The following is a 23,794-nucleotide window of genomic DNA, read 5'->3' as shown; positions in this document are numbered from 1 at the left end:
CGTCCTGGTTTTAGAATTAAGACTACGATAAATTAACCATAAATAAATCGGCTGCTATGCCATCGGCCAAAAATTTTCCCTTTTTGGTGGTCAAGAGAACATCCCCCTTAAAATAAAGCAAATTTTCCCCAACATGCTTTTCCGCTTGGCGAAGGGCGTAATTTCTATACCTTTCCCCGAAATCCGAAGCTATTCTCTCCATCGATACGCCCCAAATGGTCCGCAGCCCTGTCATTACGTACTCGTTGTAGCGGTCCGTTACCGAAAGGGTCTCCGTTTCCATGGGAAGCTCCCCCGAGCCAATGGCCTTGATGTATTTTGGGTTGTTGCTGATGTTCCAAGCCCTGCGAACACCGTCAAAGGAATGCGCCGACGGACCGATACCCAGGTACTTTTTTTGCTGCCAATAGGCCGTATTGTTTTTTGAAAAGTATCCGGGTTTCCCAAAATTCGACAGCTCATAATGTTCAAAACCGGCGGCTTGCAAGGTGTCGACCAACAGATGAAAATGGGCCTGTGCCGCCTCGTCGTCCACATTCTTTACGATTCCCCTTTCAATAAAATTGGCCAGGGCGGTACGGGGCTCTACCGTTAGGGCGTAGCTCGAAATATGCGGAACACCAAAGGAAAGGGCTTTGTCTATATTATGCTTCCAGCGCTCATTGGTCATATCCGGAACGCCGTAGATCAAATCGATGGAAATATTATCGAAATAGGCGGTCGCTTCCCTAATGCAATTCTCCGCTTCACTGGCATTATGCGCCCGGTTCATCAGTTTTAAATCCTCTTCAAAGAAGGACTGTATTCCAATACTCAAGCGGTTGACAGGACTCTTGGAAAGGGCCTTTATCTTCTCGGTGGACAAATCGTCGGGGTTGGCCTCCAAGGTAATCTCGGGCGCCTCCGCAACCTTATAATCGGCGTAAACCGCATCGATTATCGACCGTATCTCGTGCAGCTCCAGAACGCTGGGCGTACCCCCGCCCAAATAAATGGTCTCGACCACCTCGCCCTTAAACTCATCCTTACGCAAGAGCAGTTCTTTCCGCAAAGCCGCAACCATGGCTTCTTTCTTCCCCATTGAAGTCGAGAAATGGAAGTCGCAATAATGGCAGGCCTGTTTGCAAAAGGGGATATGGATGTAGATGCCGCTCATGGTTCAATTTACAATTAGCAATTAACAATGTACAATTGGGAAGACCCTGATATCAGTCAAAGCTTTTTCATTCTTGTAGATTTTAAAACAGAGAACATAATGCGCGATAACTCATCCGCCTTTTCAATCAAACACCCCGCCTTACTATCGGACAAATAGCCTGAATCCATCAACAATCTCAGCCAATATTTAGTTTCTAGGCTTTCCTTATAGGCAATCGACACCTTAGCTGAAAAATCTGCACTGGAGATAGCTCCATTTGCTTCAGCGATATTGGCGCCAATCGAAGTTCCTGAACGAAGAAGCTGTTTAGAAAGTATATATTCCTTTTTCCGCTCGGAGAGAAACCTTGAAACCTTCACAATCTCCAATGCCAAGGAATATGACTTTTCCGCTAAAGGATTGCTTTTTTGAGTCATTGTTCATTGTTTATTGTTCATTGTTCATTGCTAATTGCTCATTGCTAATTGACCTTTTTAGGATTCTGCTTTACAAACGCCTCCCAGCCCGAATAATTTTTACCGACATCGACCCGGCCCTGGTTGTAAAAGTGGCAAACGGCCGCTGCAAGGCCATCGGTGCTGTCCAGGTTTTTGGGCAAGGTTTTTAATCCCAATAGGCTTTGGAGCATCTTGGCCACTTGCTCCTTACTGGCATTACCGTTGCCGGTAATCGCCATCTTTATCTTTTTGGGAAGATACTCCGTAATGGGAATCTGTCTTGACAGGCCCGCGGCCATGGCCACGCCCTGTGCCCTGCCCAGTTTGAGCATCGACTGAACGTTTTTGCCGAAGAAAGGCGCTTCTATGGCGATCTCATCGGGGTGATAGGTATCGATCAACTCGATCGTACGCTCAAAGATCAGTTTCAGTTTGACATAGGGATCGTTGTACTTTTGCAGCAAAAGCTCGTTCATTTGGATGAACTCCATCTTCTTGCCCACTACCTTTATGAGTCCGAAACCCATAATGGTCGTACCGGGATCGATTCCTAATATAATTTTTTCAGTTTTCAAGTATTTTTATGATTGCTTTTCCCGAAACCTTTCGGGGTGATACATGTATTGTTTGTTCTTCGCCATGGGTGCACCCTACCCCAACTACCCAATAACTATCAACTTATAACTAATAACTTACAACTAATAACTATTAACTAGTAACTAATAACTCGTAACTATTAACCCGTAACCCTATTGCGGACTCAAGACAATGGGCACACGAAACTTGACCTTTACGGGAATGCCCCTTTTTAGGGCCGGCTTGATCGTTGGCAAGCTGTCGAGTCCGGATTGGATATGGTTTTTGAACACCGCTTCAAAATTGCGGGTTCCTTCCGCACCGTGAATTTCCGTCAAGGTAATCGCACCGAGGTCATCCATCAAAAAGTCGACATAAAGGGTATCTGCCACCTCTTCCTCCAATACGAGCTCCGATCTTTGTAGGCTGTGCGAAAGGTAGTCGAGCAGGGTTTTGGTAAAACAAGCCTTTTGCTCGTCTTTGTCGACGGTTTCGTCGCAGACCTCAAAGAGGGGGTATTTATCCACATCGTCCCAATCGATACCCAAAATCTCTTCATTGACCAGTTCACGGGTTTTCTTTTCACGCGAGGCGCTCCAGTTGCAGCCTGTCAAAAAACAAAGAAGTAAGAATGTTATGAGGTTTCGCATTGCCTAGATTTCTAAGAGACTGTACATCTTCGCGCCTCTTTTGCCCAGTTCTACCTCAAAAATAACACAATAAAATCCTAATCTCCTATTTAAGAAAGTTACGTTGCGGAAATTTGACGGATTTTGTAGGAAATCAATCCGCCGAAAAATGAATCTCTTCCCTTAACTGCGCGATTCGCTTCTTGGCCATTTGCACGGCATAGCCCTTTTCATGCCCATAGCGCCCGAGATATTCCTCATATAGGGGCAATACCTTTTTGGGGTCATCATCAACTTGATCCGATAGGGTACATACATTGTAGAACAGGAGGGAAACCTCGGGTGCCTCCTTGTGTGCCATTTGATAATATTCCAAGGCTTTTTTAGGGTTGTCCCTTACACGTTCAATACGGGCCAAGGCCTCATACTCCCCGGCCAGAACCGGTGTCTGCACCTCAATGGATCGGCGTATGTGGATGTGGGCACTATCGGTCTGTTGTTCCTTTAGATAAACCAGACCCAAATTGTAATACGCATCGGCATTCTTGTCGTTTAGCAAAAGGACTTGTCGGTAAACGGATTTCGCCTTTTGGAATTCCCAATTTTTAAAATAGCAGTAAGCCAACTTGGAAAGTATGTACTCTTTGGCCTCCCCTAGTTCGACCAAACGCTCGAACAAGGGCAGGGCCTTTGGGTATTCGTCATTGTTGAAGTACGCCAAGGCCTTCAAATTGATGAGCGACACATCATCGGGGTATACCGAAAGCCCTTGGTCTATATACGACAGCGCCGTCTCCTTTTCCCGTTTGGCCACAAAGTATTTTCCCAATTGAAACAGGCTTCTTAAATGAAGGCTATCGTTTTCTATCGCCCTTTTGTACGAATTGAGACTGCTTGCGGGTTGGTCGAGCCCGGCATAGGTTTCGGCCAGGTAATAGTGATACTCGGGATTGGTGGCATTTATGGCTATCAACTTCGAAAACAATTGTAGCCCCTCGTCATAGGCCTTGGTCTTCAAGAGCAGCTTGCCCAGTTCAAAACCGGCAATCTGGGCCGTGGAGTCGGTACGCAAAACATACCTATACTCCTTCATGGCCTTGTCCAACCGGCCCAATGCGGTATAGGATCGGGCCATTTGAAGGTGGGCCCGCTCACTATCGGAACGGGCATAAGCATTTATGGCCTTGGTGTAATCGCCTATGGCATAGAGGCTATCGGCTACGGCAAAAACCGGAGACTGGGCCTCGGCCTTTGCCGCAATCAACAGGCCGATAAGAATCAGTTTTCTCAATATCATTTTTTAAGGGTCACTTCCACAACGCCATGGCTTCCTTTCTCCCCATATTTTTTACGGGCCGCTTCCCCTTTAAGAACATTGACCGATTCGATCGTTTCCGGAACCGTTTTCTTCAGCTCCCCATAAGAGACCTCCTTACCATCGATGTAGACTAAGGGTTCTTGATCGGGGCCTTCGATACTTCTAATTTGTATTTCGTTGCCCGATGCGTCGCCCTGCAACTTAAAGGTAATGGGAATGGAATAGGCCACGGCCACCTCTTTCCCTTGGTGAATGGCCGGCTGCATTTGAGGCAGTTTTTTTATGATCCTGAGGGCCTCCTCTTCCAAGGAGGGGTCGGGACCCCGGTAGCGTATACCTTGGACGCTTCCATCCTCGGCAATGGTAAATACAAGGGCCACCCTGCCCTGTACGCCCCTCTCCTGGGCATCTTGGGGATAGCTGAAATTCTCACGGATATGTCTTTGCATGCTTTGCTGAAAACAGGCCTTGGTATCGGCCTCGTTTTCACAGCCGGGAAAGATGGGCGCCTGGTCCACCTCGGCAAAGGGGACCATATTCAAGCCCGCCATCACCTCGTCCATCGACATGCGTTCCTCTTGGGGCGTATCACCTGCAAATGTTCCTAACGAGCTCGACTGCAGTTTAAAAACGATGGGAATGGAAAACGGTACGTTAACAGCCTTACCTCGTTGTTTTCCCGGCTCCATCCGGGGCAGGCGTGAAATGATGCGTTCTACCTCGTCTTCCAAAAGTTTATGTGGCCCACGTTTTCTGATGTTGGTGATATTTCCGTCTTCGCTTATGGTAAATATAACAGACACCTTTCCCTCAATCCCCTGTTTTTGGGCTTCTTCCGGATACCGGAAGTTCTTACTGATGTGCTTTTGCACGCTCTGCTGAAAGCAGTCCCGTGGATCATCGGCATTTTCACAGCCCGGAAAGACCGGAACCTCTTCGACCACCCTAAAGGGAACCTCGACCTTGTCTCCGGTAAGCGCAATACTTTTTAACCCGCTTTCAAAAATATCAAAATCACTTTCCAGCACTTTCGATTCAATTTGCATTCGAGCCTTGATGGGCACCCCGTTGGGTCCGGAGATAAAGGAATTGTCATTTGCGGGATTCGCAAAAGTGATGGTAGAGTTATCGTCTTTGAGAACCAAGGTCCATTCGCCTCCCTGCTTGGAGTGTTCCATTAGACGGATATACAGGTCTTGCTCTTCTTCCGCCGTAAGGCTTTCGACATTGCTTACCGTTATCGTATTTTCAGAAGTTCCATCTTGAAAATCCCGTTCGCAAGAGGTATAGAACAGAATGCCCAACAACAAGGGCACCAAGGCCAAATACTTTAATTTCGAGATTTCGCTTGATTTTGATTTTTGTAACATGACTATTCGTTTTTTGATTAATGATGATTTAAAAAATTGATTGATGAAGGAGATATCTTGGGTCTGAAAGACCTGTGACAGCAATAGCTCGTAATGTTCCCTTTTGTTATTATGGGCCACCTCCGCATCTGCAATAAACTCGTGAAGCTCAGAGACCCGGCTTTGATAGACGTAGACCAAGGGGTTGAACCAGCCCACTATGCGCATAAGCTCAAAGAAAAGCAGGTCGTAGGTGTGCCTTTGCCTGATGTGCACCAGCTCGTGCTTGATGATGTTCCCGTGCTCCGATTCGAGTACCTTGTCCCCCAAGAAAATGGATTTGAAAAAGGAAAAGGCCATGTGGCTATCGGCCATCACAATCCGGGTAAAGTCCGTAAAATAGGATATGGTCCCTGTTTGGCGCAGGCGGTACAACTGCCACATTTTTCGGGCAAAAACAATTAGGCTTGCGAGCGCCCCAAGTACAAAGACCCAGACCATCGGAGGGAGAGGAAAAGGTGAAGCTTCGGGGGCAGAAACCTCTACCCCATCGTTAAGCCCCCACAAATATTCGGGATAGACATAATACTTTTCGGGCACAGTGGTTTTAAAGGTTTCTATTTTTATCCAGGGCAGCACCAATGACAAAAGGTAGGTACCGATAAGGTAAAAACGGTTCCATTGAAAAAAGGTCTCCCGTTTCAAAAAGAAATCGTAGACGGCCAAAAACACCAATTGAAAGGCGATGCATTCTAAAACGTACTGTGCCATTATTACCAATTTTACCTGTTCTATTTGTTATCCGGTCCTTCCTGGCCGTCGGATTTCCTGATTTCCTTCATTATCGATTCCAACTCCGAAAGGCTCATGTCGTTCTTCTTCATAAAGAAGGATACCATACTCTTAAAAGAGCCCTGAAAATAGCCATCGACCAATTTGTTGATGCTCTGGTTGCTGTAATCCGATTTCTTTACCAATGGAAAATACAAATGCCCCTTGCCTGCCTTTTCGTGGTCGACAAAGCCCTTGTTTTCCAAGATCCGCACAATGGTCGACACCGTATTATAGGCCGGTTTTGGTTCCGGTAATTCTTCAATAATTGCCGCAACATTGCATTTTTCCAACTTCCACAATATCTGCATTACCTCTTCTTCGGCCTTTGTCAACTGTTTCATTTCATCCTAATTTTCTACTACACCCCAAATATAACTAAATTTTTAGTTTAAACTAATTTTATAGTTGAAAAAATTTTTGATGTGCGCCGAGGCCCTACCTTGGAATCTCGACTCCCCAGGCGGTTTTGGCATCCGTCGAAAGTATTGCCCATCGACCTTCAATTGTAACAAATTCACTTTATCTTAGTCAAACAAGAAATTTTGAACCATGGATATTGCATTGTTGATTATAGGCTTCTTTTTTATGGTCATCGGCATTTTGGGAAGTTTTTTGCCCGTCTTGCCCGGGCCACCCTTAAGTTGGGTCGGACTCCTGCTCCTGCAACTCACCGATGCCGTACCCAAAGACGGGTGGTTTTTAGGAATCACCGGCCTGATAGCCCTCGTGGTCTTTGGGCTCGATTATGTCATACCGGCCATGGGAACCAAGAAGTTCGGGGGCACCAAGGCCGGTATGATCGGCACCACCATAGGCCTATTGGTGGCCCTGTTCTTCCCCGTTTTTGGTCCCTTTGGCATCATCATATGGCCCTTTGTGGGCGCCTTGGTGGGCGAACTTTTGAACAAGGCCGACAAAAAAACGGCCACCAAGGCCGCTTTTGGGTCCTTTCTCGGTTTTTTAACGGGAACCTTTATCAAGTTTCTCGTGGCCATCGTCTACCTAGGCCTTTTTATTTCCATGGCCTGGGAACATCGCGCCGCCTTATTTCCCTTTCTCCAATAAAATCCCAAAAAATGAAAAAATTTGTACTTGTATTTCTGATCGGCTGTCTGTCCGCCCTTTCCATTTCGGCCCAAGAACTCAACAGGGCCAAGTTGGACAGTCTCTTCAACATCTTGGAAAGCAACGACAGGTATATGGGCAGTTTTGCCCTGTCGCACAAAGGACGTATCCTATATTCCAAGGCCATCGGCTACGAAGACCGGGCCTTGGGCAAAAAGGCCACCCCCGATACCAAATACAGGATCGGCTCCATTACCAAAATGTTCACCTCGGCCCTTGTTTTTATGGCGGTTGAAGAAAATAAGATCGGCCTCGACCAAACGATCGACACCTATTTCCCCGAGGTAAAAAACGCCAGTGCAATAACGATAGGCCATCTGCTCAACCACCGCAGCGGCATTCACAACCTTACGAGTGTAGAAGATTACCTGAACTGGAACACCCAGCCCAAAACCAAGGAAGAGCTCCTTAAAAAAATTGCCGATGGGCCAAGCGTCTTTGACCCCGGTAGCAAGGCCGAGTATAGCAATAGCAATTATGTATTGCTCACCTTTATACTGGAAGATGTATTCGACAGGCCGTATGGCGACCTGATAGCCGACAAAATAACGGTGCCCCTAGGCCTCGACGACACCTATGTGGGCTCAAAAATATACAACGCCCGACACGAGGCGTTTTCATACACGTATACCTCGTCGTGGAAAAAAGAATCGGAAACGGACATGTCGATTCCCTTGGGAGCGGGAGCCCTTGTATCAAACCCGACCGACCTGAACAAATTTATAGAAGGCCTGTTCTCCGGCCAACTCATAGCGCAAAAAAGCCTTGACCAAATGAAGACCATAACCGACGGTTACGGCATGGGTATTTTTCAAATGCCCTTTTACGAAAAAAAGGGCTTCGGCCACAACGGGGGCATCGACGGGTTTTCTTCGGCCCTGGGCTATATTCCCGAAGACCAATTGGCCTTTGCCCTGACCAGCAACGGAAGCCGGTTTTCAAACAACGACATCTTGATTGCCGCCCTCAGCGCATTTTACGGCAAGCCTTTCGACCTTCCCTCCTTCACCTCGATTGAACTGACATCGGAAGAACTCGACCCGTATTTGGGCAGCTACGCCAGTGACCAGATACCGTTAAAAATAACGATCACCAAAGAAAAGAACGTTCTGATCGCCCAAGCCACCGGCCAGCCTTCCTTCCCGTTGGAGGCTACGGAAAAACACGTATTTGAGTTTGCCATGGCCGGAGTGCGCTTAGAGTTCGATCCCGACCAAAATACCATGATCCTTAAACAAGGGGGCGGAGTCTATACTTATTCAAAGGAGTAGAAACCCCGCCCATGGCCCTTTGTTTGCCCCACCACATCCCATTCAGGCCTACCGTTCGTCTATAAGGCGTTATACCGTTCGTCTAGTTTTGCCCAAGACATATACTAAATTGATTTTTAATTTGTTGTTAAGGCCAATTAAAGACACAAGCTGGTTTTATGAAACAAAAACTACACCCCCCAAAGTACCCTTTGCTGCTTATTTCCTTCTTATTACTGAGCATCGGCTCCAAGGCACAATGCGAACTGTTCAAGAGCGAGATGATCGAAGTACAGAAGTTTATGATGGAAGTCAGCCAAATAACGGACTCCCTATCGACCGTAGCCGAGTCGGCTTCCCATGGGGCCCATTTAAAGAGCGTACAATCGGATGTAAGGAAATTCGAGGCCCTGGTGGCCAAAGCCCTTACCTCTTCGGAAGAAGCGGCAACCATGTCCGCCGAGGCCCAATACTACTCCGAGGTATGCGGTATGGAAGGCATCATCAGCTATGCCAACGCGGTCGAGGATTATGCCACGGACGCACGTGACTTCGCCGACGAGGCCTACATCAATGCCAAGCAAGCGCTAGCTACCAAGAACCTAGGCAATATACGATACTATGTGCGCAAGGCGCATGTCGCCATTCAGGAAGCCCAAAATGCGGCCGACTACGCCGTTATCGCCGCATCAAATTCCTTGGCAGGCTCCATTGAAAACAGTTATACCAAGAATCGGTGAATAGTAGCGTATATACCCGATTATCCCCATAACCCGAAAGGCTTAGCGATCCATCCAAGTCACCTTATCCTCGATAGGGGTTCTGTTCGCTTCGGGAAGCTTTTCGTCAAAATGCCCCATATAGAAAAAACCAAGGCAAACCTCACCCTCCTGCATCTCAAAAAACTCGTCCATATACTTGACCAAGGGTGGGGAACTCCAGTAACAACCTATTCCCATTTCGGTACAACACAGCCACATGTTCTGTACGGCCATGGCCGTAGCCGCCACTTCTTCCCATTCCGGGATACGTTCTTGGGGGTCGCGCTGCATACAAATGGCAATAATGGCACCGGCCTTTTTGGGGTTGTCAATAAGTTTTTTGGCCTTTATCTGCTTCGGGTTGGGCACATGCTCCATATACATGTAACTCAGAAAAAGTCCTAATTTTTCCTTTGACTCCCCGGTCATTACCTTAAAGCGCCAAGGTTCGGTGTTTTTATGGTTCGGGGCCCAGTTGGCCGCCTGAAGTATTTTTTCTATGTCGGCCACGGCTATCGGCCTATCGTTATATTGGACCGGAAAAACCGACCGTCTTTTCTTTATTATATCAAATACCACAATTCAGATAATTTCTTTCAAAAATACCCTTTTTCCCTCTTTCCTTCGGGCCATTGGGAAAAAGATAACAAAGCAGTGCGTGCCTACTCCTCGTCCAACCAGCTCTTGTAATAGTTGCCGTCATCGATATCCAAGGCGGTCCGGGTCAGTTTCAGGGGTTTGAACGTATCGATCATAACGGCGAGTTCCTCCGTTCCCTTTTTGCCGATACTGGCTTCATAGGTCCCCGGATGCGGTCCATGGGGTATACCTGCCGGATGGAGCGAAATATAGCCCTTGTCGATACCCTTGCGGCTCATAAAGTCGCCATCCACATAGTACAATAGCTCATCGGAATCGATGTTCGAATGATTGTAGGGAGCCGGAATCGCCTCGGGGTGGTAATCGTACAAACGCGGGCAAAAAGAGCAGACTACAAAGGCAGCGGTCTCAAAGGTTTGGTGTACCGGTGGCGGTTGGTGCACACGGCCCGTTATCGGCTCAAAATTATGTATGGAAAAACCGTACGGATAGTTATAACCGTCCCATCCCACTACGTCAAAAGGATGGGTGGCATAGGTTAAGTGATGCAACTGCCCCTGCTTCTTCACCTTGATCAAAAAGGCTCCCTTCTCGTCGTAGGTCTGCAGGTTTCTTGGCAGCTTAAAATCCCGCTCGCAAAAGGGGGAGTGTTCCAAGTGTTGGCCGAACCAGTTCCTATACCGCTTCGGGGTGTAAATGGGGTGGTAGCTTTCGGTGATCAACAGGCGGTTGTCGGCATCGTCAAAATGGATCTGGTAGATCATCCCCCTCGGAATCAACAGGTAATCGCCGTACTCGAAGGGAATCTCGCCCAATAGGGTTTTCAGGTTACCCTTGCCCCGGTGCACGAACAGCAGCTCGTCGGCATCGGCGTTTTTATAGAAATAGTCGGTCATCGAGGTTTTGGGTGCGGCGAGGGCCACATGAACATCGTTGTTGAACAACACGATTTTACGACTTGCGAGGTAGTCGTCTTCGGGCCTGACCTCCAAGCCCTTCAACAACCTAGAGGTAATATTGTATTCCACCGCCGCACGGGGGGCCACGTCCAGGGTTTTTCCGATCTCTTTGACCTGGGTCGGCCGATGCAGGTGGTAGAGCAACGACGACATGCCGTCAAACCCTATGGTGCCGAACAACTGCTCGTAGTACAGTGAGCCATCTTCCTTTCTAAATTGGGTATGCCGCTTTTGCGGGATTTTTCCCAGCTTGTGATATATAGGCATAGAATTGTAGTTTTAAGTCGTCCCTTTAAATTTACGACAAATTTTACATTCGAAGCAGCTCCCTTTTTGCCGAAAAGACGGGAAGGGGCCATGTACCACCACAAACAAAAAAAGCCTTCCGATTTGGAAAGCCTTTCATTGGCCCTCACCTAAAATTAGGTGCGTGGGTCACAACACAACACGACAAATATAGTAAAGCTTTTTAATAATTGGGCATGAAGCCCCAAACTATGTTCCGGATTTATACGGCCGAACGATCAAACGGGCCGCCTTATCGTAGTTAATATAGTTGTAGGCCCAGTTAAAGAATACGATTACCTTGTTCCTAAAGCCCACCAAGGCCATGAGGTGGACGAACATCCATACGAACCAGGCCAGAAAACCGGAAAACTTCACTTTTTTAAGATCGACCACGGCCCGGTTTCTTCCCACAGTGGCCATGGTTCCCTTATCGTTATAGGCAAACGGCACCATGGGCCGACCCTGCATCAGGCGTTTTAGGTTTTCCGCCAAGTGTTCGCCCTGTTGAATGGCCGGTTGGGCTACCTGCGGATGTCCGGCCTTATAGGCCTCCGTTTCCATATAGGCGATATCGCCTATGGCGTAGATATTGTCGTAACCTTCTACTTTGTTATACCTGTCGACTCGATATCTGTTCAACCTCTCCACTATCGAATCGGAACCCATACCCTCAATTTTGGCGCCGGTAACCCCGGCCGCCCAGACCAGGTTTTTGCTACGCAAGGTGCTTCCGTCGTTCAGCGTTACCGTTTCGCCATCGTAATCGCTGACCAAGGTCTTGAGGTGAATTTGCACCCCCAATTCTTCGAGAAAGGCCGTCGCCTTCTCCGAGGCATGTTCGCTCATAGGAGGCAGGATCCGGTCGGCTCCCTCAAAGAGATGGATTTCCATTTCATCAATGTTCAGGTGCCTGTAGTCCTTTGGAAAAACATTTCGTTTCAGTTCGGCCAGGGCCCCTGAAAGCTCTACCCCCGTCGGACCACCACCCACAATACAAAAATTGAGCAAGGCCCTTCGTTCGTCCGCATTGTCAGAATCATCGGCCTTTTCAAAGTTTTGCAACATCAGGCTTCGGATGTTCAGCGCTTGCGGAACGTTCTTCATCGGCAAGGCGTTTTGGGCCACTTTTTCATTGCCGAAGAAATTGGTACGGGTACCGGTGGCGATGACCAGATAATCATAGGTAAGACGGCCAATGTTCGTCACCAGGGTATTGCTTTCGGCATCTATACGTTCAACGGTGGCCAATCGGAAATGAAAATTATCCAGGCGTTTGAGCACTTTTCGAATCGGATAGGCAATGGAGTCGGGCTCGAGTCCACTCGTCGAAACCTGATATAGTAGGGGCTGAAAGGTATGGTAGTTGTGCTTGTCGATAAGAACAAGTTGAACATCGAGGTCCTTTAGTTTCTTGGCCAGGGAAATTCCGGCAAAACCACCGCCTATGATCACTAATCGCTTCTTCTCGGTTTGGGGTAGGTTCATTTATTTTTAAGACAAATTTACGCTTAATTCAGGAGGAAATGGAGCCGATTCGCCCAAATAGCTGCCCCAAAAAACAATAGAATGCCCCCGATGGGCACCGGAGAGGCCAAAGTGCCTCCCTTAGCCTTTGGTTTTCAACATAAAGCCGATACCAAGGCCCTTGTCGGGTATACCCAAACTCTTTTCCATGGGGAATGACAACGATCATATTTTAACTCGATGCCCATTGGGATCTTTGCGGCTCAAAACAAAAAGCTATGAAAATTGTACCGAAGGCCGAGGCCGTATCTGTGGTAAACCCTGGCGACCGAGTGTTCATTCAAGGTGCGGCCATGACCCCCAATGCCTTGATCGATGCACTGTGCGACAGGTATCAAGAACTGGACAACGTTGAAATAATTTCGATACACACCGAGGGTGATGCCAAATACGCCCGCGAACCCTACAACAAAAGTTTTACAATGAACAGCTGTTTTGTGGGCAGCAATGTGCGCAAGGTTGTCAACAGTACGCAAGGCGATTATATCCCTATCTTTCTAAGCGAAATACACTTATTGTTCAGACAGCGGATATTACCCATCGATGTAGCCATAGTACAGGTCTCCCCACCGGACAAGCACGGATTTTGCTCCTTGGGGGTTTCGATCGATATCGCCCTACCTGCCATAGAAACGGCAAAAAAGGTAATTGCCCAGATCAATCCATCGGTACCAAGAACCCATGGCGACGGCATCATACACATAAAAAACATTGATTACGCCATAGAAGTGGATAGCCCCATACATATACATGGCATAAGCCCCATATCATCCGTAGAGGCCGAGATCGGAAAAAATGTCGCCGAACTCATAGAAGACGGGGCCACTTTGCAAATGGGCATCGGAAGTATTCCGAATGCCGTACTGAACAACCTGCACAACCACAAACACCTGGGCGTTCACACCGAAATGTTTACCGACGGTATTCTGCCCCTAATCGAAAAAGGAGTGGTTACGGGGGAAAAAAAGAAGGTGAAGACCGGCAAGATCGTAACCTGTTTCGCCGTAGGCTCCCAAGATTTATACGACTTTGTCGACGACAACCCCTTGGTTCACTTTAAGGAAGCCGCCTATACCAACGACACGGCCATTATACGCAGAAATCCCAAGGTGACGGCCATCAACAGTGCAATCGAAATAGATTTGACCGGCCAAATCTGTGCCGATACCATAGGAAACCGACAGTATTCGGGGGTCGGCGGCCAAATGGATTTTATCAGGGGCGCCTCCCTTTCCAAAGGCGGAAAACCCATATTCGCCATGCCCTCGACAACCGCCAAGGGAATTTCAAAGATAACGCCCTACCTCAAACCCGGAGCCGGCGTAACCACCACCAGGGCCCACGTCCACTATGTGGTTACGGAGTACGGGGTTGCCAATTTGTTCGGCAAAAACCTAAAGGAAAGAGCCAAGGCCCTCATTGAAATTGCCCACCCCGACCACAGACAAGAACTGGAAAAAGCTACCTTTGAACGTTTTCGCACCTAACTTTGGCCGGCAAGCCGTTTTAAACCCATGGCAAGAACAGAAATAAAAAATAGGGAGCAGGTCGACACCTTGGTACGAACCTTTTATGGCAAAATCAGAAAGCATCAGGTTTTGGGTCCCATATTCGAGCGTATAATAGACGATTGGGAAGCACATTTTAAAATACTTGTCGATTTCTGGGAAACCCAGCTGTTTTTAAGGCGAAAATATCACGGAAACCCGATCGCGGCACATCAGGCCGTTGACAAAGAAATGAAATACGGGATTACCTCCGAGCATTTTGGCCTCTGGCTCAACCTTTGGTTCGAAACCATTGACGAACTCTTTGAGGGCGAAACGGCCTATATTGCCAAGAACAGGGCACAGAAAATGAGCACCATGCTCTATATTGAAATGTTCAAGGCCAGGCCAAAGGAAATTTAGTGCCCCAACGGTACCCCACCCCCTTATTCATTTTAATTTTTGCTAAATTCGGCCCAAATTTGTTTTGCATGAAAGTTCGCGAAAAGTTTATATTGATTGCCTTTTTGACGGTGGTATCGATCTTGGCCATTTCACTGGTATGGCCTCCGATCTTATGGTTGTTCTTATTGGTCGGGCCCTTGGTATTGATGGGCGTGTTCGATATGGTACAAAAGAAGCATACCATTCGCAGAAACTTTCCGGTAATAGGACGCTTCCGCTACTTATTGGAGTCCATTCGGCCGGAAATCATGCAGTACTTTGTAGAAACCGATACCGAAGGCCGCCCCCTGAACCGCATTCTGAGGTCGCTTATATACAGAAGGGCCAAAAGTGCGAACGACACCGAGCCCTTCGGCACCCAAATGGACCTCTACCAGCCCGGCTACGAATGGATGGAACACTCGATGTACGCCAAGAACAACCCTAAGAACATCGGGGCCTTCCCCAGGATCACCATTGGGGGCAAAGACTGTAAACAGCCCTATTCATCAAGTCTCTTGAACATTTCGGCCATGAGTTTCGGCTCCCTGAGCAAAAATGCGGTTTTGGCCATGAACCAAGGGGCCAAAATGGGAAACTTTGCCCATAACACGGGAGAAGGGGGTATAAGCGATTACCACATTGAAGGGGGAGGCGACCTGATCTGGCAAATAGGTACCGGTTACTTCGGATGTAGAAACGACGATGGCACCTTCAACGAAAAGACCTTTAGGGAGAATGCCCTTCGCCCCACCGTAAAAATGATCGAAATAAAGCTGTCGCAAGGTGCCAAGCCCGGCCATGGGGGAATATTGCCGGCGGTGAAGAACACCGAGGAAATCGCCAAGATCAGACACATTAAACCCGGGGTGGCGGTACACTCGCCCCCATCGCATTCCGCATTTTCGAACCCTATAGAGTTCATGTACTTTATCAAGAAGCTCCGTGAGCTTTCCGATGGAAAGCCCATAGGCTTTAAACTCTGTATCGGGAGAAAACAGGAATTCATGGATTTTTGCGAGGCCATGGTACACACCGGCATCACCCCCGACTTCATCACCGTCGACGGAGGGGAAGGCGGTACGGGAGCGGCCCCTGTCGAGTTTTCGAACACCATGGGCATGCCCTCACGGGAAGGCCTGATCTTCGTACACGACACTTTGGTGGGCTTCGGCCTTAGAAAAGAGATAAAGGTAATCGTCGCCGGAAAGATCATATCGGGCTTTGATATGGCCAGGGCCATAGCCCTTGGGGCGGATGGTTGCAACAGTGCCCGGGCCATGATGCTCGCCGTGGGTTGTATCCAAGCCCTAAAATGCAATACCAATACCTGTCCGGTCGGCGTGGCGACACAAAACAAATCGCTGATGAAAGGTTTGGTAGTCAGCGATAAGGCGCCAAGGGTAAAAAACTACCACGAAGCGACCATAAAAAGTTTCTTGGAGCTAGTAGCCGCGGCGGGACTCTCGGGACCTGACGAGCTGGGTCGCGAACACATCAGTAAGCGGGTGGGCATGTACGACGTTAAGACCTATGACGAAATTTACCCCTACATGGAAGAAGGTTGCCTGTTGGACGCATCGAACATTCCCGAATGCTACCAACGGTATTTTAGGCATACACGCATTATGACCTGATTACGCCTGTATTTCATTATATTGGGATTAAGCGTTTGGCATTCCTTACGAAAAAATGTAATTTCCTTTCTTTTTTCAAGCCAAACCCATTAATCCAAGTTATCAATGAAGCAAAAACCTTCAAGAAGGGCATTTTTAAAAAAAGTGACCTTGGGTTCTGCCGCCCTTACCACGGCCCCCATGGTCTTGGCATCCCGAGGAAATGAAACCATACTCCTTGGCAGGCACTACGAACAGAGCCTGTATTCGACAAACGACCAGATCAACCTGGGCGTAATCGGAGTAGGCATTCAGGGCATTTACGATGCCAAGGATGCCTTGAAGGTCGGCGGCTGTAAGGTAGTTGCGGCCTGCGACCTCTATACGGGCCGGCTCGATCGCGCCAAGGAACTCTGGGGAAGCGATATTTATACCACACGCGATTACAGGGCTTTACTCGACCGAAAGGACATCGACGCCGTAATTGTGGCGACCCCCGACCACTGGCACAAAAAGATAACCATCGATGCACTAAAAGGGGGCAAGCATGTGTACTGCGAAAAACCCATGGTGCAGAAGTGGGAAGACGGCCAGGCCATCATTTCGGCACAAAAAAAATCGGGAAAGCTGTGCCAAATAGGGAGCCAGGGCATGGCCTCGCTAGGTAACGAAAAGGCGAAACAACTCTATGAAGAAGGCGCCATCGGCGACATTGTCATGCTCGATTTCTTTAACGACCGCTATTCGGCCGAGGGCGCATGGCAATACCCCATCCCTCCCGACGCCAATAAGGAAACCGTAGACTTCGACACCTTTTTGGGTTCGGCGCCCAAGGTGCCCTTCGAGCCCAAACGCTTCTTTCGCTGGAGAAACTACCGCGACTACGGCACAGGAGTGGCGGGCGACCTTTTCGTCCATGCCTTTTCGACCCTCAACCACGTCATCGGCTCGCACGGCCCCAACCGTGCCCTTGCCACGGGGGGACTAAGATACTGGAAGGATGGTCGCGACGTACCCGATGTAAGCATAACGCTGTACGATTATCCCAAGACCGAAACCCATGCCGCCTTCAACGCGGCCTTCCGCATTAATTTCATCGCAGGAAGCGGTGGCGGCGGCGGCTTTAAACTGATCGGTACCGAAGGGGAAATGGAGGTAGGCCAGAACGCCGTTACCCTAAGACGCTCCAAACTGAACATGGTTCCCGGTGGGTATTCAATGGTATCGTTTACCGAGGAAATGCAGGAGAAAATAAAAGAGGGCTATGCTTCCCAAAACTTGGAGACCAGGGAATCGGCACTAAGTACCGGAACCACAACCTGGCAGGCCCCAAAAGACTATAAAGGTGGACGCTACGATCATTTTTACAATTTTTTCCAGGCCATTCGGGGCAAGGGCAAAATCGTACAAGACCCGACTTTTGGACTAAGGGCTGCCGGTGCCGCCCTTTTGGCCAACGATAGTTATTACAAAAAACAACCCGTAAACTGGGACCCGACCGCCATGAAAATGATATAGGACCAAGGCGACAAATGCGGCAACGGATGCTTTCTGAAAAACCTAAAACACGATAGAAATGAAAACACGATCACAATCTTTTCAGTACAGTTGTACCAAGCTAGTTCGCGGTGTTGTCGCAGCCACGCTATTCTCGACCCTCGGGCCGGTAGCGAACGCACAAATTCAATTTCCCGTTGATGTCGGGACCAAGCCCGAAAGCATCACCAAGGGGTTTGACGACAAGTACTACGTTACCCTGATGAACGGTAAAGAGCAGGGCGATGGCCAGGTAGCGGAAATATCGAGCAGTGGGGTTCGGGTATTCTCCGAAGGCTTCGACGAACCCAAAGGCATAGTCTACTTGAACGGAAACCTTTATTTGTCGGACATCACGCGCGTATGGAAGGTTGACAAGAACGGCAAAGCCACCGTTTTCGCAAAAAAGGAGGATTTTCCCGAGGAGGTTCTCTACCTGAACGATGTGGCCGTCGATGCCGATGGGAAAGGGATCTATGTGGCCGATATGGGTGCAACCAGCTATATGCGTGACGAGAACAACCAACTTTGGCCACTTGATAGCGAGCAGGCCAAAAAAATACCGCAATTGGGCCGAATATACCATATTGACCTCAATGGAAAGATAAGCATAGCGCAAGACACCTCTCCCCTACTTCCAAACCCCAATGGGGTAGGCGTCGACAACGATGGCGAAATCATGATCGGCGCTTTTTTTCTCGGTAATTTTCTCGTGAAGAAAAATGGGGTCCTAACCCCATTGGACGGAGTCTATAGAGGTGCCGATGCCGTTGAACAAGACAGTAAGGGCGATTATTACATCAGTAGCTGGGCCTTGGCCAAGGTTTGGAAGATAGACGGCAAAACGGAAAAAGCCATAGTATTAAAGGACGACCTGGAATCGGCCGCTGACTTTTACCTGGAGGAAGATAAGGGACGATTGCTTTTGCCCGATATGCTCGCAGGGAAAATTTATGCCGTCGACATCAACCCCTGACATAGCTGTCGAAGGACCATTGAGAAAACAAAGGGGCGGCCGAATTCGGCCGCCCCTTCTCGATCAAAAGCTAAATACTAATCTAATCACTTATCTTAAAGGTTATAACCGGTATCTTTGAATGGTTTGCAATATCTTCCCCGATACTGCCCATAAAGAAATGGGACAGCCCCTTGCGTCCATGGGTTGGTATGCCAACGGCGTCGGCCCCGTTCGTTTCACAATAATTCAACACCCCTCTTTCGACACTGTAATCGTTGTGTATGCTTACCTCATCGGAACTATTGGCCTTGTGCAAAAATGTATTGATCCGTTCATAGGCGTCGCCAGTACTCAAGAAATTATCCCCGGGCGTATTCACGTAAACAAGGTTAAACTCGGCCGAGAGCATTTCGGCGAAGGCCTTGGCCCTTTTAAAGGCCGATAGGTTTTCAAGTTTAAAATCGCATGCGAATACAAACCGATCGATCTTAAACCCGGCCATTTCATCCTTGACCACGATTACGGGCACATCGGCATTTCTAACCACCCTTTCGGCATTTGACCCTACGAAAATTTCCGTAAGTCCGTCCGCCCCGTGCGATCCCATTACGATGAGTTCAGCACCGTGTTCCTTGGCCACCTCGTTCACTTCGCTGAACACTTTGTAGTGTTTTATGATCGGCTTGACCTCCACCCCTTCGAGGTAAGGTTTCTCCAAAAACTCCTTGAACCGTTTTTCGGCCAATTTGATCAAAAAAACGGTCTGCTCGGGGTAAAACCCTTCGGTAGAGGTAATTATGGCCTGGTTGAGTTCCAGCATGTGCAGGGCCAAAATTTTCGCCCCGTGTTTTTTTGCCAATGACACGGCTACCTTTAAGGCATATTCCGACTGTTGTGAAAAGTCTACGGGAACAATGATTGTTTTCATTCTGCTGTTTTTAGGATGGTTTTGATAACAACTTCTTCAAAAGTATAAAAGACCCTGGAATCGAAATATGACAATTCTCAGTTATACGATGATTATAAACGGCCCCGGTATGAATTTAGTATCCCCCTTCGATAGGGACGGGCCGTAACTCGTTTCCATCGCCATCCAACAAATAGGGTTCAAAGTCGCCATCGTTCACCCAGCCGGCCTTGGGGCGCTTTCCTGCCATAAAATCCGAATAAAAGTTACGCCCATTTACAAAAGGGGCCTGTTCATAAATAGGTCCGTAGCCCATCATGCGCAAATCGCCCTGATCGCGCAACTGACTTTCCATCTCGGCCTTAAGTGCTTCCTTTTTGGCGGCAAAGGCAAGGTCGGCCGCCAGGTTGTCGATGCAAAAGGGATCCTTTTCAATGTCGTACAATTCTTCCGCTACCCTTTTCCCAAAATTCATTTTCCAATAGTGGGCGTCGCCCCTTCTTCGTAAATTCAATATTTCCGTTTTGGTGGGGCTACCATCGGTATTGAGGTAGCCGGTTTCGGGATTGCCCTTCGGCCATCGGTCTATTTCATAATTCCTGACATATAAAAAATTGTCCTTGTGTATGCCGCGGATAGGGTATCCCACATCATTGGGGCGACCGGTATCGTGCCTTTCTTTTCCCACCAATACGAAATCCCTGTCCGGGTCCAATTGCCCCGATTTTTCGGAAGTGATCAAAGGCATCAAACTTTTTCCCGGCGAGGGGTGCATTCCGGATGACCGCCAGTCGACCCCGGCAGCCTCGAGAATGGTGGGGGCCAAGTCGATAAAGCTGACATAGTCGTCTACCTTTCTTCCCCCTACCTTCGTTTTTTCCTTCCACAGTATGGCCATGGGCACGTGGTTGGCATTTTCGTACTGATCGCCCTTTACCCGCGGGAAAGGCATCCCGTGATCCGAGGTAACAATGACCAAGGTATTTTCCAACTCGCCCGCGTCTTTTAAGGCCTCCATGATTTTCTGGATGTGCGCATCCATGGTCTCAATTTCAAAGGCATAGTCAAGAAGGTCGTTTCGGGTTACCTCGTTATCGGGCCAATAGGGCGGAAAATTTTTGATCATATCCTCCGTTTTGCCCCCCAGTCTTTTGCCCGAGCCGTATTCATAGCCCCGGTGGGGCTCCAGGCTACCGACCCAAAAGCTCCAAGGCCTGTCTTTTGGGGCCGCTTCCAAAAAAGCCTTGAAATTTGCACTGTAGTCGTTTGTGGAAATACTGGAAGTCGGCGGCACCAGCTTTAGTTCGTTATAGGCCGGCCCCACGACCTCCCTGTCATCACCATAGGCCGTTTTGGTAACGGCCGGGGCATAGCCCTTGCCCGTATGGCCGGTCACATATCCGTGTTCGAGCAATACTTCCTGATAGGTCTTGAACTTAGGGGGAAAGTAGATGACGTGGTTGGCGGCCGCGTCGAGCTGCCAAGAGTTTCTTCCGGTAATAATCGAGGCCCTTGAGGGGGCGCATTTGGCATTGGGGGTATAGGCCCGGTTAAACAGAATTCCCTCTTCCGCTATGGCATCAAAACCAGGCGTCCGCACATAGGTGCTACCGTAGGCTCCCATATCAAGACCCGCATCGTCAAAAATTATGACCAGCACATTGGGACGATCGGGCTTCTGGGACACCATGGGGAAGGTGACTTGAAAAAAGAACAAAAAAAGTAATGCGAATCTCATTTCCATACCAAACTTTAAATAAAAGACAGTTTAGAAAATTATAAAATATTTGTGAGGATAAATACTACCAACATAAATAAAATGTTACGTATACGGGCAATTAATGAGGATTCTATACATAAAATTATATTTTTGCCCCAACTCAATTAAAACAACAAGCGGATGATCTTACTTTTAATGGCGGCCGGAAGCGGTAGCCGATATGGAAAACTAAAACAATTTGACGATTTAGGCCCCAATGGTGAATTTCTTATGGAATTTGGCATATCGGATGCCCTTAAAAACGGATTTGACCATATTGTACTAATTACCAAAAAAGACAACGTAGCTTTTTTGGACGACCATTTAAGAAGCCGTTTGCCCTCCAATATCAAACTGGATGTCCTGGCCCAGGAAATCACCGATTTACCCGATGGCTGCACCTTTGAAGGTGAGCGTACAAAACCTTGGGGCACGGCCCACGCCGTTTGGACGGCCCGAAAAGTTATCGATGGCCCCTTCGCCGTAATCAATGCCGATGACTTTTACGGGCAACCCGCCTACGAAAATGCCGCCAATTTTATGCGTGCGCACCAAGCGGACAACACCTATGCCTTGGTCGGCTACACCCTGAAAGACACACTTTCGGAGCATGGATCGGTCTCTCGCGGAGTATGCAAGGTCGACGGCGACAATCTGGTCTCGGTCGACGAACGGTTAAAACTGGTACAGGAGGAAGGCAAGGTCATTGACCTTGACTCGGGCAACGAATATACGGGCAACGAAAGCGTAAGTATGAACTTTTGGATCTGTAAACCCTCGATCTTCGATAAAATCGAAAACGATTTTAGAACCTTCTTGGACTGCAAGGACCTAGATGCAAAAAGCGAACTGTACATCCCAAAAATAATCCAAGACATGCTCCAGGCCGGTGAAATCAAGGTAAAGGTCGTGCCCTCGGGCGGTGACTGGTTCGGCGTTACCTATGCCAGCGACCGCGATGCCGCCGTGGCCTACCTAAAGGAAAAAACCGAAGCCGGAAAATATACATCGCCACTCTGGCCAAACGAATGAGCAGATATTCAGATAAAGAACTCGAAAACCTTTTAAGAAATTTCTCGGTAGAAGAGAAAAAATACACCTTTCGTCCGATTACGAACGGTTACATCAACGATACCTTTTTGGTCTTCGACGGGCCCACGCCCAAGTACATTTTGCAAAGGATCAACCATAAGGTGTTTGAAAATGTCGCGGGCTTGATGAACAATGTCCAAGATGCCTTTAAGCATTTGAACGACGATGATTATCAATCCATTACCCTGACCGAGACCGTGAATGGGAGCAGTTACCTCAGCGTTGAAAACGGGGAGAAGGCGTTTTGGCGGGTAATGACCTATATCGACGGTAGCACGGCCTATAACACCACCGAAGATCCCAAAGTCGCCTTTGAGGCCGGTAAAGTAATCGCCAAGTTCAACATTTTGCTGCAAAAGGCCAATACCGCCGACTACGTTGATACCATTCCGCAATTTCACGATCTCGACCTGCGTAAACGACAATTCGAAGAAGCACTGCGGTCAGCGGATCCGAGTAAAAAAGAAACGGCCAAGGACGCCCTGCTTTTTACCAACAAGGTTTTGGCAAAATTAGCCGACCTTAAATTTAACGGACTACCGATCCGGGTGTGCCATAACGACACCAAGCTCAACAACATACTGTTTTCGAAGGCAACGAAGAAAGCGCTATGCCTGATCGACCTCGACACCCTTATGCGGGGCTATTTTCTCTACGATTTCGGCGATGCCGTCCGTACCATCGTCAATACGGCCCCTGAAGACGAACAAGACCATGGGAAAATCGTCTTTGACAAAGGGCTTTTCGATGCTTTTGTAGACGGTCTTTCGGCCAATGTGCCCTTTCTTTCAAAAAGGGAAATCGACACTTTGCCATGGGGCGCGGTTCTTATGCCCTTCTTGCACGGTATTCGGGCCCTTACCGATTACCTCAATGGAAACATCTATTACAAGATTGCCTACGAAAACCAAAATTTGGACCGCAGCCTGAGTCTGTTCGCCTTTACCCAAAAGGCCTTGGACCATTTTTCGTACATGACCGAGGTTACCCAGAAAAAGTTACCTTCAATAGACTGAAGCGCTTTTTTGACCGCAACTATTTTTGGCGCCTTTGAACAACTCGCGCCCTGATGTCGCAGCTCGCCCTTACCTTCTTGTAACTTTATAATGATCGGCCCGAAAAAGGGCCGATTGTAAAAGAATTACACCCCAGGCCACTCTTAACGCTTCCTTAGGGAAGTCAGGGA

22 protein-coding genes are annotated in these 23,794 nt (G+C 48.4%); 10 read left to right on the top strand and 12 right to left on the bottom strand.

The genetic code is table 11. The features are described from left to right. Positions 1 to 22: 22 nt before the first annotated feature. The 7 genes from hemW to BUB37_RS18730 form a co-directional block, all read right to left on the bottom strand. Positions 23 to 1,156 (bottom strand): radical SAM family heme chaperone HemW, encoded by a 1,134-nt coding sequence (gene hemW, locus BUB37_RS18760; protein ID WP_072995366.1) that lies wholly within the window; start codon positions 1,154 to 1,156, stop codon positions 23 to 25. A gap of 56 nt (positions 1,157 to 1,212) precedes the next feature. Further along, complete coding sequence (locus BUB37_RS18755; protein ID WP_072995365.1) at positions 1,213 to 1,575, bottom strand: four helix bundle protein; 363 nt, start codon at positions 1,573 to 1,575, stop codon at positions 1,213 to 1,215. A gap of 44 nt (positions 1,576 to 1,619) precedes the next feature. Then, positions 1,620 to 2,171, bottom strand: a complete 552-nt coding sequence (gene ruvC, locus BUB37_RS18750) for a crossover junction endodeoxyribonuclease RuvC (RefSeq protein WP_072995364.1) — start codon at positions 2,169 to 2,171, stop codon at positions 1,620 to 1,622. 174 nt (positions 2,172 to 2,345) lie between these two features. After that, on the bottom strand, positions 2,346 to 2,822 hold the full coding sequence (locus tag BUB37_RS18745) for a hypothetical protein (RefSeq protein WP_072995363.1): 477 nt from the start codon (positions 2,820 to 2,822) through the stop codon (positions 2,346 to 2,348). Between the two features lie 133 nt (positions 2,823 to 2,955). Continuing rightward, positions 2,956 to 4,092 (bottom strand): tetratricopeptide repeat protein, encoded by a 1,137-nt coding sequence (locus BUB37_RS18740; RefSeq protein ID WP_212635328.1) that lies wholly within the window; start codon positions 4,090 to 4,092, stop codon positions 2,956 to 2,958. Positions 4,093 to 4,094: 2 nt separating this feature from the next. Continuing rightward, the gene (locus BUB37_RS18735; RefSeq protein ID WP_072995361.1) at positions 4,095 to 6,239 is read right to left on the bottom strand and encodes a M56 family metallopeptidase; all 2,145 of its coding nucleotides are present in this window, start codon (positions 6,237 to 6,239) and stop codon (positions 4,095 to 4,097) included. A gap of 20 nt (positions 6,240 to 6,259) precedes the next feature. Then, positions 6,260 to 6,643, bottom strand: coding sequence for a BlaI/MecI/CopY family transcriptional regulator (locus BUB37_RS18730; protein WP_072995360.1), 384 nt, complete (start codon positions 6,641 to 6,643; stop codon positions 6,260 to 6,262). Positions 6,644 to 6,851: 208 nt separating this feature from the next. Here BUB37_RS18730 and BUB37_RS18725 point away from each other — a divergent pair, with 208 nt between their 5' ends. From BUB37_RS18725 to BUB37_RS18715, 3 genes are all read left to right on the top strand, one after another. Next, positions 6,852 to 7,367: a DUF456 domain-containing protein gene (locus BUB37_RS18725; RefSeq protein ID WP_072995359.1), complete on the top strand. Its 516-nt coding sequence runs from the start codon at positions 6,852 to 6,854 to the stop codon at positions 7,365 to 7,367. Between the two features lie 11 nt (positions 7,368 to 7,378). Beyond that, positions 7,379 to 8,698, top strand: a complete 1,320-nt coding sequence (locus BUB37_RS18720; RefSeq protein ID WP_072995358.1) for a serine hydrolase domain-containing protein — start codon at positions 7,379 to 7,381, stop codon at positions 8,696 to 8,698. A 158-nt stretch (positions 8,699 to 8,856) separates the two neighbouring features. Continuing rightward, positions 8,857 to 9,417 (top strand): hypothetical protein, encoded by a 561-nt coding sequence (locus BUB37_RS18715; protein WP_072995357.1) that lies wholly within the window; start codon positions 8,857 to 8,859, stop codon positions 9,415 to 9,417. Positions 9,418 to 9,459: 42 nt separating this feature from the next. Here BUB37_RS18715 and BUB37_RS18710 read toward each other — a convergent pair whose 3' ends face one another. The 3 genes from BUB37_RS18710 to BUB37_RS18700 all read right to left on the bottom strand — a co-directional run bounded on the left by BUB37_RS18710 (position 9,460) and on the right by BUB37_RS18700 (position 12,770). Then, positions 9,460 to 10,017: a nitroreductase family protein gene (locus BUB37_RS18710; protein WP_072995356.1), complete on the bottom strand. Its 558-nt coding sequence runs from the start codon at positions 10,015 to 10,017 to the stop codon at positions 9,460 to 9,462. Positions 10,018 to 10,100: 83 nt separating this feature from the next. Continuing rightward, on the bottom strand, positions 10,101 to 11,264 hold the full coding sequence (locus tag BUB37_RS18705; protein WP_072995355.1) for a homogentisate 1,2-dioxygenase: 1,164 nt from the start codon (positions 11,262 to 11,264) through the stop codon (positions 10,101 to 10,103). Between the two features lie 228 nt (positions 11,265 to 11,492). Next, positions 11,493 to 12,770, bottom strand: a complete 1,278-nt coding sequence (locus BUB37_RS18700; RefSeq protein WP_072995354.1) for an NAD(P)/FAD-dependent oxidoreductase — start codon at positions 12,768 to 12,770, stop codon at positions 11,493 to 11,495. Between the two features lie 257 nt (positions 12,771 to 13,027). On the opposite strand from BUB37_RS18700, the gene BUB37_RS18695 reads away from it, so the two are divergent. The 5 genes from BUB37_RS18695 (at position 13,028) to BUB37_RS18675 (ending at position 18,868) form a co-directional block, all read left to right on the top strand. After that, positions 13,028 to 14,296 (top strand): acetyl-CoA hydrolase/transferase family protein, encoded by a 1,269-nt coding sequence (locus tag BUB37_RS18695; RefSeq protein WP_072995353.1) that lies wholly within the window; start codon positions 13,028 to 13,030, stop codon positions 14,294 to 14,296. Positions 14,297 to 14,323: 27 nt separating this feature from the next. Then, positions 14,324 to 14,719, top strand: a complete 396-nt coding sequence (locus BUB37_RS18690; RefSeq protein ID WP_072995352.1) for a group III truncated hemoglobin — start codon at positions 14,324 to 14,326, stop codon at positions 14,717 to 14,719. A gap of 68 nt (positions 14,720 to 14,787) precedes the next feature. Continuing rightward, positions 14,788 to 16,377 carry an FMN-binding glutamate synthase family protein gene (locus BUB37_RS18685; protein WP_072995351.1) on the top strand — a complete coding sequence of 530 codons (1,590 nt, stop codon included), beginning with the start codon at positions 14,788 to 14,790 and terminating at the stop codon, positions 16,375 to 16,377. Between the two features lie 105 nt (positions 16,378 to 16,482). Beyond that, positions 16,483 to 17,874: a Gfo/Idh/MocA family protein gene (locus BUB37_RS18680; protein ID WP_072995350.1), complete on the top strand. Its 1,392-nt coding sequence runs from the start codon at positions 16,483 to 16,485 to the stop codon at positions 17,872 to 17,874. A 58-nt stretch (positions 17,875 to 17,932) separates the two neighbouring features. Then, positions 17,933 to 18,868 carry an SMP-30/gluconolactonase/LRE family protein gene (locus BUB37_RS18675; protein WP_212635327.1) on the top strand — a complete coding sequence of 312 codons (936 nt, stop codon included), beginning with the start codon at positions 17,933 to 17,935 and terminating at the stop codon, positions 18,866 to 18,868. 82 nt (positions 18,869 to 18,950) lie between these two features. On the opposite strand, the gene BUB37_RS18670 is transcribed toward BUB37_RS18675, so the two are convergent. Both BUB37_RS18670 and BUB37_RS18665 read right to left on the bottom strand, forming a co-directional pair. Next, a complete protein-coding gene (locus BUB37_RS18670; protein ID WP_072995349.1) occupies positions 18,951 to 19,778 on the bottom strand; it encodes a universal stress protein in 828 nt (275 codons plus the stop codon). Positions 19,779 to 19,893: 115 nt separating this feature from the next. Continuing rightward, positions 19,894 to 21,495 (bottom strand): sulfatase family protein, encoded by a 1,602-nt coding sequence (locus BUB37_RS18665; RefSeq protein ID WP_212635326.1) that lies wholly within the window; start codon positions 21,493 to 21,495, stop codon positions 19,894 to 19,896. Positions 21,496 to 21,657: 162 nt separating this feature from the next. Here BUB37_RS18665 and BUB37_RS18660 point away from each other — a divergent pair, with 162 nt between their 5' ends. Both BUB37_RS18660 and BUB37_RS18655 read left to right on the top strand, forming a co-directional pair. Then, the gene (locus BUB37_RS18660) at positions 21,658 to 22,548 is read left to right on the top strand and encodes a nucleotidyltransferase family protein (protein ID WP_072995347.1); all 891 of its coding nucleotides are present in this window, start codon (positions 21,658 to 21,660) and stop codon (positions 22,546 to 22,548) included. Continuing rightward, positions 22,545 to 23,624 (top strand): phosphotransferase enzyme family protein, encoded by a 1,080-nt coding sequence (locus BUB37_RS18655; RefSeq protein WP_072995346.1) that lies wholly within the window; start codon positions 22,545 to 22,547, stop codon positions 23,622 to 23,624. The genes BUB37_RS18660 and BUB37_RS18655 overlap by 4 nt, the downstream gene beginning before the upstream one ends. The last annotated feature ends 170 nt before the right edge of the window (positions 23,625 to 23,794 follow it).

The sequence above is a fragment of the Pseudozobellia thermophila genome (assembly GCF_900141855.1).
In the GTDB taxonomy this organism is placed as follows: Bacteria; Bacteroidota; Bacteroidia; order Flavobacteriales; family Flavobacteriaceae; genus Pseudozobellia; species Pseudozobellia thermophila.
This window is presented reverse-complemented; position numbering and strand designations above follow the sequence as displayed.

Coding starts and splice junctions, on each gene's coding strand:
- BUB37_RS18730 (WP_072995360.1), bottom strand. CDS start 6,643: ATGAAACAGTTGACAAAGGCCGAAGAAGAGGTAATGCAGATATTGTGG.
- BUB37_RS18725 (WP_072995359.1), top strand. CDS start 6,852: ATGGATATTGCATTGTTGATTATAGGCTTCTTTTTTATGGTCATCGGC.
- BUB37_RS18705 (WP_072995355.1), bottom strand. CDS start 11,264: ATGCCTATATATCACAAGCTGGGAAAAATCCCGCAAAAGCGGCATACC.
- BUB37_RS18665 (WP_212635326.1), bottom strand. CDS start 21,495: ATGAGATTCGCATTACTTTTTTTGTTCTTTTTTCAAGTCACCTTCCCC.
- BUB37_RS18685 (WP_072995351.1), top strand. CDS start 14,788: ATGAAAGTTCGCGAAAAGTTTATATTGATTGCCTTTTTGACGGTGGTA.
- BUB37_RS18660 (WP_072995347.1), top strand. CDS start 21,658: ATGATCTTACTTTTAATGGCGGCCGGAAGCGGTAGCCGATATGGAAAA.
- BUB37_RS18695 (WP_072995353.1), top strand. CDS start 13,028: ATGAAAATTGTACCGAAGGCCGAGGCCGTATCTGTGGTAAACCCTGGC.
- BUB37_RS18745 (WP_072995363.1), bottom strand. CDS start 2,822: ATGCGAAACCTCATAACATTCTTACTTCTTTGTTTTTTGACAGGCTGC.
- BUB37_RS18690 (WP_072995352.1), top strand. CDS start 14,324: ATGGCAAGAACAGAAATAAAAAATAGGGAGCAGGTCGACACCTTGGTA.
- BUB37_RS18755 (WP_072995365.1), bottom strand. CDS start 1,575: ATGACTCAAAAAAGCAATCCTTTAGCGGAAAAGTCATATTCCTTGGCA.
- BUB37_RS18720 (WP_072995358.1), top strand. CDS start 7,379: ATGAAAAAATTTGTACTTGTATTTCTGATCGGCTGTCTGTCCGCCCTT.
- BUB37_RS18655 (WP_072995346.1), top strand. CDS start 22,545: ATGAGCAGATATTCAGATAAAGAACTCGAAAACCTTTTAAGAAATTTC.
- BUB37_RS18675 (WP_212635327.1), top strand. CDS start 17,933: ATGAAAACACGATCACAATCTTTTCAGTACAGTTGTACCAAGCTAGTT.
- BUB37_RS18715 (WP_072995357.1), top strand. CDS start 8,857: ATGAAACAAAAACTACACCCCCCAAAGTACCCTTTGCTGCTTATTTCC.
- BUB37_RS18670 (WP_072995349.1), bottom strand. CDS start 19,778: ATGAAAACAATCATTGTTCCCGTAGACTTTTCACAACAGTCGGAATAT.
- BUB37_RS18680 (WP_072995350.1), top strand. CDS start 16,483: ATGAAGCAAAAACCTTCAAGAAGGGCATTTTTAAAAAAAGTGACCTTG.
- BUB37_RS18700 (WP_072995354.1), bottom strand. CDS start 12,770: ATGAACCTACCCCAAACCGAGAAGAAGCGATTAGTGATCATAGGCGGT.
- hemW (WP_072995366.1), bottom strand. CDS start 1,156: ATGAGCGGCATCTACATCCATATCCCCTTTTGCAAACAGGCCTGCCAT.
- BUB37_RS18735 (WP_072995361.1), bottom strand. CDS start 6,239: ATGGCACAGTACGTTTTAGAATGCATCGCCTTTCAATTGGTGTTTTTG.